12 protein-coding genes are annotated in these 13143 nt (G+C 71.7%); 5 read left to right on the top strand and 7 right to left on the bottom strand.

Annotation, left to right across the window (positions count from 1 at the left end; genetic code table 11):
* The first annotated feature begins 13 nt into the window (after positions 1–13).
* On the top strand, positions 14–601 hold the full coding sequence (locus tag ACQKIP_RS24905; RefSeq protein ID WP_427744103.1) for a hypothetical protein: 588 nt from the start codon (positions 14–16) through the stop codon (positions 599–601).
* A gap of 39 nt (positions 602–640) precedes the next feature.
* On the opposite strand, the gene ACQKIP_RS24900 is transcribed toward ACQKIP_RS24905, so the two are convergent.
* A complete protein-coding gene (locus ACQKIP_RS24900) occupies positions 641–1903 on the bottom strand; it encodes an arginine deiminase (RefSeq protein ID WP_365863357.1) in 1263 nt (420 codons plus the stop codon).
* A 50-nt stretch (positions 1904–1953) separates the two neighbouring features.
* Positions 1954–3417, bottom strand: coding sequence for a basic amino acid/polyamine antiporter (locus ACQKIP_RS24895; RefSeq protein WP_365863355.1), 1464 nt, complete (start codon positions 3415–3417; stop codon positions 1954–1956).
* Positions 3418–3521: 104 nt separating this feature from the next.
* Here ACQKIP_RS24895 and ACQKIP_RS24890 point away from each other — a divergent pair, with 104 nt between their 5' ends.
* A complete protein-coding gene (locus tag ACQKIP_RS24890) occupies positions 3522–4577 on the top strand; it encodes a lipoate--protein ligase family protein (RefSeq protein WP_365863354.1) in 1056 nt (351 codons plus the stop codon).
* Here the strand turns inward: ACQKIP_RS24890 and ACQKIP_RS24885 are convergent.
* Genes ACQKIP_RS24885 through ACQKIP_RS24875 form a run of 3 tightly spaced genes read right to left on the bottom strand, consistent with a single transcriptional unit; the run spans position 4543 to position 7189 of the window.
* On the bottom strand, positions 4543–5298 hold the full coding sequence (locus ACQKIP_RS24885) for a DUF4232 domain-containing protein (RefSeq protein ID WP_365863352.1): 756 nt from the start codon (positions 5296–5298) through the stop codon (positions 4543–4545). The genes ACQKIP_RS24890 and ACQKIP_RS24885 overlap by 35 nt on opposite strands.
* Before the next feature lie 41 nt (positions 5299–5339).
* Positions 5340–6008: a response regulator transcription factor gene (locus ACQKIP_RS24880; RefSeq protein ID WP_365863350.1), complete on the bottom strand. Its 669-nt coding sequence runs from the start codon at positions 6006–6008 to the stop codon at positions 5340–5342.
* Positions 6005–7189 (bottom strand): sensor histidine kinase, encoded by a 1185-nt coding sequence (locus ACQKIP_RS24875; protein ID WP_365863385.1) that lies wholly within the window; start codon positions 7187–7189, stop codon positions 6005–6007. The genes ACQKIP_RS24880 and ACQKIP_RS24875 overlap by 4 nt, the downstream gene beginning before the upstream one ends.
* 268 nt (positions 7190–7457) lie before the next feature.
* Between ACQKIP_RS24875 and ACQKIP_RS24870 the strand changes: the two genes are divergently transcribed.
* Both ACQKIP_RS24870 and ACQKIP_RS24865 read left to right on the top strand, forming a co-directional pair.
* Positions 7458–8522 carry a carboxymuconolactone decarboxylase family protein gene (locus ACQKIP_RS24870; RefSeq protein ID WP_365863348.1) on the top strand — a complete coding sequence of 355 codons (1065 nt, stop codon included), beginning with the start codon at positions 7458–7460 and terminating at the stop codon, positions 8520–8522.
* Complete coding sequence (locus ACQKIP_RS24865) at positions 8519–9415, top strand: class I SAM-dependent methyltransferase (RefSeq protein ID WP_365863346.1); 897 nt, start codon at positions 8519–8521, stop codon at positions 9413–9415. The genes ACQKIP_RS24870 and ACQKIP_RS24865 overlap by 4 nt, the downstream gene beginning before the upstream one ends.
* 15 nt (positions 9416–9430) lie before the next feature.
* Here ACQKIP_RS24865 and tatA read toward each other — a convergent pair whose 3' ends face one another.
* Positions 9431–9604 (bottom strand): Sec-independent protein translocase subunit TatA, encoded by a 174-nt coding sequence (tatA, locus tag ACQKIP_RS24860; protein WP_365863345.1) that lies wholly within the window; start codon positions 9602–9604, stop codon positions 9431–9433.
* A 154-nt stretch (positions 9605–9758) separates the two neighbouring features.
* On the opposite strand from tatA, the gene ACQKIP_RS24855 reads away from it, so the two are divergent.
* On the top strand, positions 9759–11267 hold the full coding sequence (locus ACQKIP_RS24855; RefSeq protein WP_365863343.1) for an LCP family protein: 1509 nt from the start codon (positions 9759–9761) through the stop codon (positions 11265–11267).
* A gap of 10 nt (positions 11268–11277) precedes the next feature.
* Here ACQKIP_RS24855 and ACQKIP_RS24850 read toward each other — a convergent pair.
* The coding region (locus tag ACQKIP_RS24850) for an HAD-IC family P-type ATPase (RefSeq protein WP_427744098.1) at positions 11278–13143 on the bottom strand (1866 nt) is incomplete at its 5' end.

Below are 13143 nucleotides of genomic sequence, written 5' to 3'. Positions count from 1 at the left end.
CCGCGGGCCCGTGATGTCCGCCGCGCTCACCCTCGCCGCCTCGGTGACGGCCGCCGCCGCCCTCGTGGCGTGCGGCAGCGACAATGACGCTCCTTCGTCCGACGGCAGCCGGACGGCGGCGCCCGACGCGTCGTCGTTCTCGGAGAAGACCGCGTCCCCGCTGGAGTCGAAGGCCTCCGAGGCGGCCGAGTCCGCCCGCGCCTCGGCGTCCGAGGCGGAGGCATCCGCCTCGGAGCGCGCGGACGAGTTCGAGGCGTCCGTGTCCGCGGACACGGAGCGGGCCAACCAGGCCGCGGAGAACGCCCTGAAGGACGTCGACGGGAGGGGCAACGCGATGTCCGACGTCTCCATGACGGGCAAGCCGCGCTCCGAGACCGGAGGTGTGCTGGCCTCCGTGGTGACCTTCACCAACAGGACCGACAAGAAGGCGGACTTCGCCGTGCAGGTCGACTTCAGGGACTCCTCGGGCAAGACCGTGGAGACCCGCTACATCGGCACACAGGATCTCGAACCGGGCAAGCGGGCCCAGCGGTACGCGATCAGCCACGAGCCCCCGGAGCCGAAGCTCACCGCGAAGCTGGTCAAGGCCCAGCGGTACTGAGCCCTCCCGGCCGCGGGGGCGCCCGGGAGCGGGGGCGCTTCAGAAGTCCACGGGGTCGCGCAGGAGCGGGCACGTCATGCAGTGCCCGCCGCCGCGGCCGCGGCCGAGTTCGGCGCCGACGATGGTGATGACCTCGACTCCCGCCTTGCGCAGCAGGGTGTTGGTCTGGGTGTTGCGGTCGTAGGTGAAGACGACGCCCGGTTCCAGGGCGACGGCGTTGTTGCCGCTGTCCCACTGCTGCCGTTCGGAGGCGTAGACGTCGCCGCCCGTCTCGATGACGCGCAGGTCGGGCAGGCCAAGCGACGCGGCGACGACGTCGACGAACGCGCGCGAACCCTCGTCCGTGATGGCGACGCCCGACGCCTTGTCGCCGGGCCGCAGGGTGAAGGAGTGCACCGCGTCCATGATCTTCGGGTAGAGCGTGACGATGTCGCGGTCGGCGAAGGTGAAGACGGTGTCGAGGTGCATGGCGGCCCGCAGCTTGGGCATGCCCGCGACGATGACCCGTTCGGCCGCGCCGCTCTCGAACAGCGCGGACGCGACCTGGGTGACGGCCTGGCGCGAGGTGCGCTCGCTCATGCCCATCAGGACGACGCCGTTGCCGACGGGCATGATGTCGCCGCCCTCGAACGTCGCCTGCCCCCAGTCGAGTTCGGGGTCGCCCCACCACACCGTGGCGCCCTTGAAGTCGGGGTGGAATTCGTAGACGGCCTTCATCAGGAGCGTCTCGTCGTGCCGGGCCGGCCAGTACAGCGGGTTGAGCGTGACGCCCCCGTACAGCCAGCACGTCGTGTCGCGGGTGTAGAGGGTGTTCGGCAGCGGCGGCATCAGGTATTCGCGCACGCCGGTGGATTCGCGTACGAGAGCGACGTAGCCCGAGCGGAACTCGTCCGGCAGGTCCGCGGTGGCAAGGCCCCCGATGAGGTACTCGGCGAGCTGCTTGGGGTCCAGTGTCTCCAGGAAGGCGCGGGTGTTGTCGATGAGCCCGAGGCCGACCTCGTTCGCGGTGATCTTCCGGTCGAGGAGCCAGTCCTTCGCGCCGGGGATCGCCATGGTCTGGGCGAGCAGTTCGTGCAGTTCGACGACCTCGACGCCGCGCTGCTGGAGCTTGATGACGAAGTCGGCGTGGTCGCGCTGGGCGTTCTCCACCCACATGACGTCGTCGAAGAGCAGGTCGTCGGCGTTGGTGGGGGTCAGTCGGCGGTGCGCGAGGCCCGGCGCGCAGACAAGGACCTTGCGCAGCCTGCCGACCTCGGAGTGGACACCGAACGTAGGTGCGGCGGGGGTCTCGGGGCTTGTCACGGTGCGCCTTTCGTCGGTCGGTACCCCTGGGGGCCGGGTGTCGGGGACGGTCAGAGGTCGATCCAGCCCGCCGCGAGGGCGATCACGCCCACGACGGCGCCCGCGATCGAGACGGCGCAGATGACGGCCTCGCGCGGGGAGAAAAGGCGCCGGTTCTGTTCCCGCCGGGCCTTGACGAACAGGAGGGTGGCGGGGGCGTAGAGGATGAAGGAGACCAGGACGAACTTGAGCCCGGCGGCGTACAGCAGGAACGCCGTGTACAGCGTGGCGATCACCCCGATCACCAGTTCCCCGCGGGTGCTGTGCCCGGCGACCTTCATGTCGTCCCGGCCGGATCGCAGGCCGATCTTGACGGCGAACCCGGCCGCGAGCAGGAACGGGATGAGGCTCAGGGCGCTGGTCAGGTCCAGCGCGAAGTTGAAGGCGTCGTCGGAGAACATCGTGACGATCAGGACGACCTGGCTCAGCGCGGTGGTCATCAGGAGCGCGGGGACCGGTACGTCCTCGGAGGTGGCCTTGCGCAGGAAGCGGGGCATGTCGTCGTCCTTCGCGGCGACGAAGAGCACTTCCGCGGCCATCAGCGTCCAGGCGAGGTAGGCGCCGAGTACGGAGACGATGAGGCCGACGCTGACGAACACCTTGCCCCAGGTGCCGACGGCCTCCTCCAGGACGCCCGCCATGGACGGCTGGCGCAGCTCGGCGATCTCGGCCATCGGCATGATCCCGTATGACACGATGGTGACCGAGGCGAAGACGGCGAAGACGCTGAGGAAGCCCAGGATCGTGGCCCGGCCGACGTCCTCGCGGCGCTTGGCGTGCCGGGAGTAGACGCTCGCGCCCTCGACGCCGAGGAAGACGAAGACGGTGGCCAGCATCGTGCCGCGCACCTGGTTGAAGAGGGACCCCGCGTAGTCCGCGCCGCCGAAGTTGTCCGCGAACACCGACGGCTTGAAGAAGAAGAGCGCCAGGATCACGAAGACGAGGATGGGCACGATCTTGGCGACGGTCACGATCCTGTTGATCGCCGCGGCTTCCTTGACCCCGCGGCGGATCAGCAGGAAGAACGCCCACAGGCCGACCGAGGACAGGACGACGGCGAGCAGGGTGTCACCGTCGCCGAGACTCGGCCAGATGGCGCCGATCGTCGACATGATGAGCACCCAGTAGGTGACGTTTCCGACGCAGGCGCTCGCCCAGTAGCCGAAGGCGGAGAAGAAGCCGAGGTACTCGCCGAACCCCGCCTTCGCGTAGGCGTAGACACCCGCGTCGAGATCGGGCCTGCGGACGGCCAGGGTCTGGAAGACGAAGGCGAGCATGAGCATGCCCGCACCGGCGATGGCCCAGGCGATCAGCGCGCCGGCGACGCCGGTCTCCTGGGCGAACCGGCGTGGCAGCGAGAACACGCCCGCGCCGACCATCGAGCCGACGACCATCATCGTCAGCGTCGTGAGCGTCAGTTTGACGGCCGGTGACGCGCCCGTGGAGGCCTGGTCCGTCGTATCAGCGTGGCTCATGCAGTCCCCTGTGCGGGAATTCATCCCTGGTGGGCAGAGTTGTCCTGATATGAAATCGCAGGCTGCCGGTGTCCGCGATTCGGCCGCGTCCGGAGGAAGCAACAGTGCACGGTGAGTACAAGGTCCCCGGCGGCAAGCTGGTCGTCGTGGACCTGGAGGCCGAGGACGGCGTGCTGCGGCACGTGCGGGTGGCGGGGGACTTCTTCCTGGAACCCGACGAGGCGTTCGACGCCCTGAGCCACGCCCTGGAGGGCGCCCCCGCGGACACCGACGCGGCGGGCCTGGCCGCCCGTATCGACGCGGCGCTGCCGGAGGGCTCCGTGCTCTACGGGCTCACGTCGGAGGGGGTGGGCGTCGCGATGCGCCGCGCCCTCGCGCACGCCACCGACTGGACCGACTACGACTGGCAGCTGATCCACGAGGCTCCGCAGTCGCCCGCCCTGCTCATGGCCCTGGACGAGGTGCTCACCGAGGAGGTCGCCGCCGGGCGCCGCCCGCCGACGCTGCGCGTGTGGGAGTGGGAGTCCCCCGCGGTCGTCATCGGCAGCTTCCAGTCACTGCGCAACGAAGTGGACCGGGAGGGCACCGAACGGCACGGCGTACAGGTGGTGCGCCGGATCAGCGGCGGCGGCGCCATGTTCTGCGAGCCGGGCAACGCCATCACGTACTCGCTGTCGGTCCCGGACTCCCTCGTGCAGGGTCTGTCCTTCGCCGACAGTTACGCCTATCTGGACGACTGGGTGCTCGAAGCACTCGGCGACATGGGCATCAAGGCGTGGTACCAACCGCTCAACGACATCGCCACCGACGCGGGCAAGGTCGCGGGCGCCGCCCAGAAGCGGGTGGCGGGCGGGCAGGGCGCCGTGCTGCACCACGTGACGATGTCGTACGACATCGACGCGGACAAGATGGTCGAGGTGCTCCGCATCGGCCGCGAAAAGCTCTCCGACAAGGGCACGCGGAGCGCGAAGAAGCGCGTGGACCCGCTGCGCCGCCAGACGGGGCTGCCCCGCGAGGCCGTCATCGAGCGGATGCTCGACTCCTTCCGTACGCGGTACGGCCTGACGGAGGGCAAGGTCACGGACGAGGAGATGGCCAGGGCCCGGGAACTCGCCCGGACGAAGTTCAGCGCGCCGGAGTGGACGGCTCGGGTGCCGTAGGGGTGGACGGGGCTGCGTCGTCCGCCGCCTCCCGTTGCCAGGCGGTCGTGCCGATGCGGCCCGTGTTGCCCAGGTCGATGCGGCCCTGCGGGGTCACGGTCGCGGAGCGGGCGCCCGGCACCGGGGTGACCTTGAGGTAGGTGCCGCTGACGGCGGTCGTGGTCGTGTCGGTGACGGTGTTGCGCCAGGCGAGCACGGTGTAGGCCGCCTCGCCCTTCTTGAGCGAGACGGAGTGGTCGGGGCCGGGGTCGTCGTCCCTGGTCATGATGGGCGCGGTGCCTTCGAGGATCTGTACGTCGAGGGGCTCGCGGTGCTCGTCGAGGACCCGCAGCTTCGGGTAGCCCTTCAGGCGGTAGGTGTCCTTGCCGCAGTTGGTCAGGGTCACGCTCATCGCGCGCAGGCCCATGGCGGCGCTGACGATGCCCGGCTCGATGCGGACGCCGGATGCGGGGCAGGAGGCCGAAGGCGCGTCAGTCCCTTGCGGCCCCGTCACCACGGCCTCCGTCGGGGAGGCAGGGTCGGCCGCGGCGGACGAGCCGTCCCCGGCGTCGGACCGACCACCCTCTGCGGGCGCGGACCCGGGCGCAGACTCCGTACGCCCGGGGTCGCCCTCCCGCTCCAGCTCCTCCGAGAGCCCGCACCCGGTGGCGAGCAGGACCACGGCCGAGAAGACGGCGGCATGTCTGAACCGGGTCACGGGTCTGAGCGATATGACGGTCACGCGGAGATCATGCCACGGCCACGACTTCTCCCCAGCTGACACTACGGAGTCGCGTTGCGGGCCGCGACAAGGCCCGACTCGTAGGCGAAGACGACCAGTTGAGCCCGGTCGCGCGCACCGAGCTTCGTCATCGCCCGGCTCACATGTGTCTTCGCCGTGAACGGACTGATCACCATGTGCTCGGCGATCTCCTCGTTCGTCAGGCCGCGCGCGGCCAGGGCGGTGACCTCCCGCTCCCGGCGGGTGAGGCTTTCGAGGCCCGGTGCGGTGGCCCGGTCCGGCGGCCGTGAGACGAACTCCCCGATCAGTCTGCTGGTCACCGACGGCGAGAGCAGGGAGTCCCCGCGCGCGACGATCTCGATGCCCTGGAGCAGATCGGCGGGTTCCGTGTCCTTGAGCAGGAATCCGCTGGCACCGGCGCGCAGCGCGTCGAACACGTACTCGTCAAGGCCGTAGTTGGTGAGGATCACGACGCGTACGCCGCCGAGGCGGGGGTCGGCGGCGATCTGGCGCGTCGCCTCGATCCCGGTCATCACCGGCATCTGTACGTCTATGAGCGCCACGTCCGGCACGCACTCCCGCACGAGAGCGACCCCGCGCTCCCCGTCGGCGGCCTCCCCCACCACCTCGATCCCGTCCTCGGCTTCGAGCAACGCCCGGAACCCGGCCCGCATCAACGCCTGATCGTCCACGAGCACGACGCGGATCACGCGCCCTCCCGGAGTCGCCCGGTCTCGGACAGGGCAGCCTCTTCCGGGGCCAACCCGCCCTTCACCAGAGGAAGTTCGGCCCGTACGAGAAATCCTCCCCCGGCCCGCGGCCCCGCCCGCAGTGTTCCGTCCAGGGAGGCGACACGCTCCCGCATTCCCGTGAGCCCTGTCCCCTCCACCGGCGGGCGTCCCGCTTCGGCGGCGCCGTCGTCCTCCACCCGTACCCCGAGGGCCCGCTCGCCGTAGTCGAGTTCGACCGTCACCTCGGCGGCGGCGCCCGCATGGCGAGCCGCGTTGGTGAGGCCCTCCTGCACGATGCGGTACGCGGCCTGCTCCAGGTCACCGGTCAGCGGGCGCTCCCGGCCCCGCACGTTCAGCCGCACCGCAAGACCCGCCGCCCGCGCGCGCTCGACGAGGAGCGCGGGGCTTCCCGTCGGCTCGTCCGTGCGCAACACCGTGAGCGTGGAGCGCAGTTCACGCATCGCCTCGCCGCTCGCCTCCTGGATGGCGAGCAGCGCGGGGGGTATCTCCTCGCCCCGCTTGCGGGCGAGGTGGACGGCGACGCCCGCCTGGAGCTTGACGATCGAGATGCTGTGCGTCAGCGAGTCGTGCAGTTCGCGTGCGATCCGCAGCCGCTCCTCGCCCGCCCTGCGCAGCGCCGCCTCCTCACGCGTCCGTTCGGCCTCCAGGGCACGCTGCTCGGTCTGGCGCAGATACGCCTGCCAGTTCTTGTCGGCGAGCCCTGTGACGAGGGCGCACAGGAACCAGCCGGCCAGCAGCAGGGTGCGCTGCACGACGTCGTCCGAGGCCTCTCCCGCCACCGCGAAGCCCGCGAGGAACACCCCGGCGGCCCCGGCGGCAAGACCCCGGTGGCCCGCGCGTGCGGCCGTGTGCGCCGCGGCCACCACCGGAATCGCCGCGACACTGCTCGCGCCCCCGTACACCACCTCGCCGAGCAGGCACGCCGTGCTGACCGCGAGGACGGCGCGGGGTGCCTTCCGGTGCGCGGAGAGAGCCAGCGAACCGACGCCTATCAGGGCGTAGTCCACGAGCCCCGCGCCGCCGTCCCCCACACCCGCGGCGACCGCGACGATCACGCCCACCACGACCGCGAGCACGGCGTCGCCCACCCACGCCTGCCGCACCTGGCTCCGCAACTGATCCCGCACCCGACCGCGCACGCTCACCTGCCCCGCCGCTCTCCCCGCCCTGTCCCCCGCCATCCGCGCCCCCGCGCCCCTCGTGTCCCCGCGCGTCCCCGAACCGGCGCATCCCCCGCCGTGTTCAGAACCATAGAGGCCGCCACTGACAACCGCGTCACCCCGGCAGACGGCTTCCGCACTACTCCCGGCGTAGTAGTCGCGGCCACGCCCGGCCCCGGCGGCGTACCCCCGACTGCCTTCCGCCGGACGACGACCCGGGGCACCCGGCACCCGGAACATCGTGGCCATGGCAACCTTCCGATACACCGATCCCGTACTCCCGAAATCCGCGACCGGCAGGACCGCCGAGGCCTATGCGCAGATGGCCGCCGACTTCGGCATCGCGGAGCCCGCGCCGCTCGTCGCCCTCTCCCCCGCTCCCGAACTGTTCACCGCCACCTGGGCGTTGCTCCGGGAGTCCCTGCTCGCGGGCGGCGACGACACCTTCGGCAGCGGCGGCACCACCCGCACCGAACGCGAGATCGTCGCCCTGGGCGTCTCTCTCGCCAACCGCTGCCCGTTCTGCGTCAACGCGCACACGATGATGCTGCACGCCACCGGCGACCACCGTGTCGCCGAGCGCGTGCTGCGCGGCGAGCAGCCCGAGGACCCGGACCAGGCACGGCTGCTCGCCTGGAGCCGGGCCACCCGCACCCCGCGGGCGCCGGAGCTCGCCCGGCCGCCGTTCCCCCGCGCGCACGCCCCGGCCCACATCGGCACCGCGCTCTCCTTCCACTTCATCAACCGCGTCGCGTCGTCGCTGATCACCGAGGCCGTGCTGCCGTGCAACGCACAGCGCTTCCGTGCGGTGCGCTCGCTCGGCGGCCGCTCCCTCCACAAGACGGTCCGCCGTGCCTGCGCCCCCGGCGACGCGCTGTCCCTGATCGACGACCCGCAGCCCGGCCCGTCCTGGGCCGCGGGCACGCCCGTCGGTCCCGCGTACGCCGCGCTGCGGGCCGCGGCGACGACGGGCGCGGGCCTGCTCGACGACGCCGACCGGACCCTGGTCGAGGCGACCGTGGCGGCCTGGGACGGCGAGCATCCGCCGCTGGCCTGGAACGCGCTGCCCGACCGCGCCGCACGCCCGGGGGCGCGGCTCGCGCTGCTCGCCGCACTCGCTCCGTACCGCATCACCGACGAGGACGTGGCGGCCTGGAAGAAGCCGCCGTTCAGCGATCACTGCCTGGTGCATCTGATCGCGTTCGGCGCGTTCACGGCGGTCGACCGCATCGAGAGCACCCTCTCGGCGCACCACCACGCCCACCATGCCCACCATGCCCACGACGCCCGGCACGCAGAGGAGGCGTCATGACCGCGGCGACCACACCTGCCTCACCGTCCGGCCCTGCCTCCCCCAACTCCCGCCAGGCGGCGGCCTGGAACGGCCCGGTCGGCACCCACTGGGCCACGCACCACGACCGTTACGACACGATGCTCTCCGGCGTGAACGACGCCCTCTTCGAAGCCGCGGCCATCGCCGCCGGCGACCGCGTCCTGGACATCGGCTGCGGCTCCGGCATCACCACGCGCATCGCGGCCCGCCGCGCCGCGCAGGGCCACGCGGTGGGCGTCGACATCTCGGCGCCGCTCCTGGACCGCGCCCGCGCGAGCACGGCGTCCGACGGCATCACGAACGCGGCGTACGAACTCGCCGACGCCCAGACCCACGCGTTCCCCGCGGCCGGGTACGACGTCGTGATCAGCCGTGGCGGGGTGATGTTCTTCGCCGACCACACCGCGGCGTTCACGAACATCGGCCGTGCGCTGCGTCCCGGCGGGCGGCTGGCGTTCGTCTGTCCGCAGCCCGTCGGCCAGGACACCGAGGAGTCCCGGACGCTCGGCCTCTTCGCGAAGCTCCTGGCGCAGGAGGACGGCCAGGAGGCGAGCCCGGAGCGCGTCCCGCCTGACCACACGAACGACGCGGCGGCGGCCCGCACCGCGATGGCCTCGCTCTCGGACCCGGCCCGCATCCACGAGGCGCTCACCGCCTACGAGGACGTGCGGGTGAGTCCCGTACCTGTCGAGGCGGTGTGGGGCGAGTCCCCCGCCGACGCCGTCGACTTCATGCTGTCGCGCACTCCGGGCCTGACGGTCGACGAGCGGAAGCGGGCCTCCCTGGAGGAGGTGTTCCGGCCGCACGCGACCCGGCACGGAGTGCGGATGCGGGCGGGGGTGTGGCTGGTGACGGCGGTGCGCCCGGCCTGACCGCGCCCCAAGAGCTCAGCTCTTCCCCCGCTCCCCGTCCTCCTGCATCGCCCTGGTCTCGCTCTTGAGGATGCGCAGGGACTTGCCCACCGCGCGGGCGGTGTCCGGCAGTTTCTTCGAGCCGAACAGCACGAGGACCACGATCGCCACGATGAGCAGATGCCAGGGTTCCAGTCCGTTACGAATCATCGTCGTCCGCCCTTCTCCACAGATGTTCCAGCCGTGACTCAGCTGTCAGTAGCCTCAGAAAAGATTGCTACATTGCGCAACTGTACAACCATGGAGGGGGCCGGACCGTCTCTGCTCCATGAGGCGGAACGACTCGGACGGATAGGGCGCACCCATGACAACCAGCCATCGTGCAGCCGCACGCGGCCGTCGGCGCAAGCGCGGCCGTGTGCGGCTCACCCTCGGCATAGTCCTGTCGCTGCTGGTCCTGGTGACGGCCGGCGCGGGGTGGGTGTACTTCCGCCTGAGCGGCAACATCGACACCTTCGAGGCGGACGGCGTCTCCGGCGACCGGCCCGACGCGGACACATCGAAGGGCGAGAACGTCCTGGTCATCGGCTCGGACGCGCGGACGGACGGGAACAGCGGCCTGGGCGGCGGCGACAAGAGCGACATCGGCCGCTCCGACACCGCGTTCCTGCTGCACGTGTACGCCGACCACCGGCATGCCGTCGCCGTCTCCATCCCGCGCGACACCCTCGTGGAGCTGCCGCCCTGCAAGCTGCCGGACGGCAGCTGGACCAAGACCCGGCCGGACACCATGTTCAACGCCGCGTACTCCGTGGGCGAGACCGCCAAGGGCAACCCCGCCTGCACCCAGAACACCGTCGAGCACCTCACGGGCCTGCGCGTGGACCACACCGTCGTCGTCGACTTCAAGGGGTTCGCGGAGCTGACGGAGGTGGTGGGCGGGGTGAAGGTGTGCCTGCCGCAGACCATCTACCAACGCGACCTCAACCCCAATCGCACCACCAAGGGCAAGCGCCTGTTCGCCAAGGGCGAGCAGGAGGTGTCGGGCCGGCAGGCCCTGGACTACGTACGCATCCGGCACGGCATCGGCGACGGCTCCGACATAGGCCGCATCAAGCGCCAACAGGCTTTTGTGGCAAGCCTGTTGAAGAAGGTCAAGAGCGACGGCCTGACCCCCACCAAGCTGCTTCCGCTCGCGGACGCCGCGACGAACTCCATGACCGTCGACCCCGGACTCGGCTCCGCCGACAAGCTGATCTCGTTCGCCATGTCGCTGAAGAACATCGATCTGAGCAACACCAAGTTCGTCACCATCCCCTGGCGGTACGAAGGTTCGCGTGTGGCCGTCGTCGAGCCGGACGCCGACGCCCTGTGGGCCGCGCTCAAGGACGACCGAACCCTGGACGGCGCGGACGCGGGCGCCAAGAACGGCAAGGGGAACAAGGGGGACAAGGACAGCAAGGCCGAGCCGGCCCCCACGAAGCCCGCATCGCCGGTTTCCGGGGACGGCGCCGCCGTGACCGTCCAGAACGGCACCACCGTCACCGGCCTCGCCGCCCGCGCGGCCGAGACCCTCGCCGAACACGACTTCCAGGTCACCGGCACCGCGACGGCCGCCACCCAGGACCACGCCACCACGGTGATCGCCTACGGCCCCGGCGAGAAGCGCCACGCGAAGTCGGTCGCCCGCCTGTTCAGCGGTGCGGAACTGGAGTCGGCGACGGCACCCGGCGTCACGATCACTCTCGGCCGGTCGTACGCCGACGCCCCCTCGGCCACGCCCTCCGCCGACCCGGATCCCGTCCCCTCCAAGGTCGCCGAAGGCGCGCGCTCCGCCGACGACAACCCCTGCTCCGACCTCTCGTACGGCTGACCGCCGCTGGTCAGGGCTGACCGGCCCAGCGCCCCCGCAGGACCCCGAGCGCCGCCGCGTAGGACCCGAGCACCACCGCGAGCAGCAGGTAGTACAGACCCGGCAGAGCCGTCATGCCCAGGAGCAGGCCGAGCGGCGAGAGCGGGAGGAGCAGTCCGACGGCGGCCAGCGCCGCCACCGACAGGCCCACCGGCCCCGGCATCCCGCCCTCGGCCCGGCGGCGGCCGGTCCGCAGGAGCAGCATGACCAGGGCCTGGGTCAGCAGGTTCTCGGTGAACCACCCGGAGTGGAACACCGCCTGGTCGTCCACACCCCCCGGTCCGTGCAGCGCCAGCGCAAGGACGAGGAAGGTGGCGAGGTCGGCGAGGGCGTTGAGCGCGCCGAAGCCGGTGATGAAGCGCAGGAAGGCGCGGGGCCGCAGCACGGTGGGGCGGCGGAGCAGCGCCCGGTGCGGCCGCTCGTAGGCGAAGGCGAGCTGGGCCGCGTCGAAGCAGAGGTTCTGCACGAGGACCTGTGCCGGGAGCATCGGCAGGAACGGCAGCAGGAGGCCCGCGGCGAGCATCGCGATGACGTTGCCGAGGTTCGAGGAGAGCGTGACGCGCAGATACGTGGCGATGTTGCCGCTGCTGTGCCGTCCCGCGAGGACGGCGTGGCCGATCGCGGTGAGGTCCTTGTCGGCGAGCACCACGTCGGCGCTCTCGCGTACGACGTCCACGGCGGCCCGCGGGGCGATGCCGACGTCGGCGGCGCGCAGGGCGGGCAGGTCGTTGACCCCGTCGCCGAGGAACCCGGTGGTGTGCCCGCCCGCCCGCAGCGCCGCGGTGATGCGGGCCTTGTGCTCGGGGGTGCAGCGGGCGAAGACGGCGGTGTGCCGGGCGGTCTGCGCGAGTTCCGCGTCGGTGAGGGTGTCGATGCGGTCGGCGGTGAGGACGTCGATGTGGTCGGGGATGAGGACATCGATGCGGTCGGGGGCGAGGACTCCGTCCGTGCCGATACCCAGCTCCCGGCAGGCCCGTACCGCCGTCCCCGGATGGTCCCCAGTGAGGATCTTGACCGTGATGCCGCTGTCCGCGAGGTCCCGCAGGGCGGTGGCCGCGGTGGGGGCGAGGGCGTCGCGCAGGGTGAGGAAGCCGCGGAAGGTCAGGCCGCGTTCGTCGGCCGGGGTGTAGGCGCGGGTGCGGGCGGGCCGCTCGGCGGTGGCCACCGCGAGCAGGCGCAGGCCGCCGTCCGCCTCGCGGGCGGCGAGGGCCAGGAGCCGCTCGCGCTCGGCGTCGTCGAGCACGCACCGCTCAAGGACGGCCTCGACCGCGCCCTTGACCACGAGCGTGTGGGTGCCGAGGCCGCCGGGAGCGCGTACGACGGCGGTGGCGAGGCGGCGTACGGGATCGAAGGGCAGCGCCGCGACGCCGTCGTGGCGCAGCGCTTCGTCCTCGCCCACGGCGTCGAGAATCGCGTCGTCCAGCGGGTCGGCCGCGGGCAGCTCGGCGAGCTGGAGCGTCCACCAGGAGTTGACCGCGGCCCAGTGCAGGGCTTCGGGCGCGGCCCGGCCGTCGGCGCCCAGGGCGCGGTCGAGGACGGGGCGGTCCTCGGTGAGGGTGCCGGTCTTGTCCAGGCAAAGGACGTCGACGGCACCGAGGTCGTGCAGTGCGGGCAGCCGCTTGACGATCACCCCGTGCGTACGGGCCAGGAGCGAGGCCCCGCGCGCCAGGCAGGTGGTGACGATGACCGGCAGCATCTCCGGGGTGAGGCCGACCGCCACGGCGACCGCGAACGGCAGCGTCTCCAGGCCGCGCCCGCGCAGGGCGGCGTTGGCCATCAGGACGAGCGGCGGGGTCAGCAGCATGAAGCGGATGAGGATCCAGGAGATGCCCTGCAC

The sequence above is a fragment of the Streptomyces sp. NPDC059900 genome (assembly GCF_050270335.1).
GTDB lineage: Bacteria > Actinomycetota > Actinomycetes > Streptomycetales > Streptomycetaceae > Streptomyces.
This window is presented reverse-complemented; position numbering and strand designations above follow the sequence as displayed.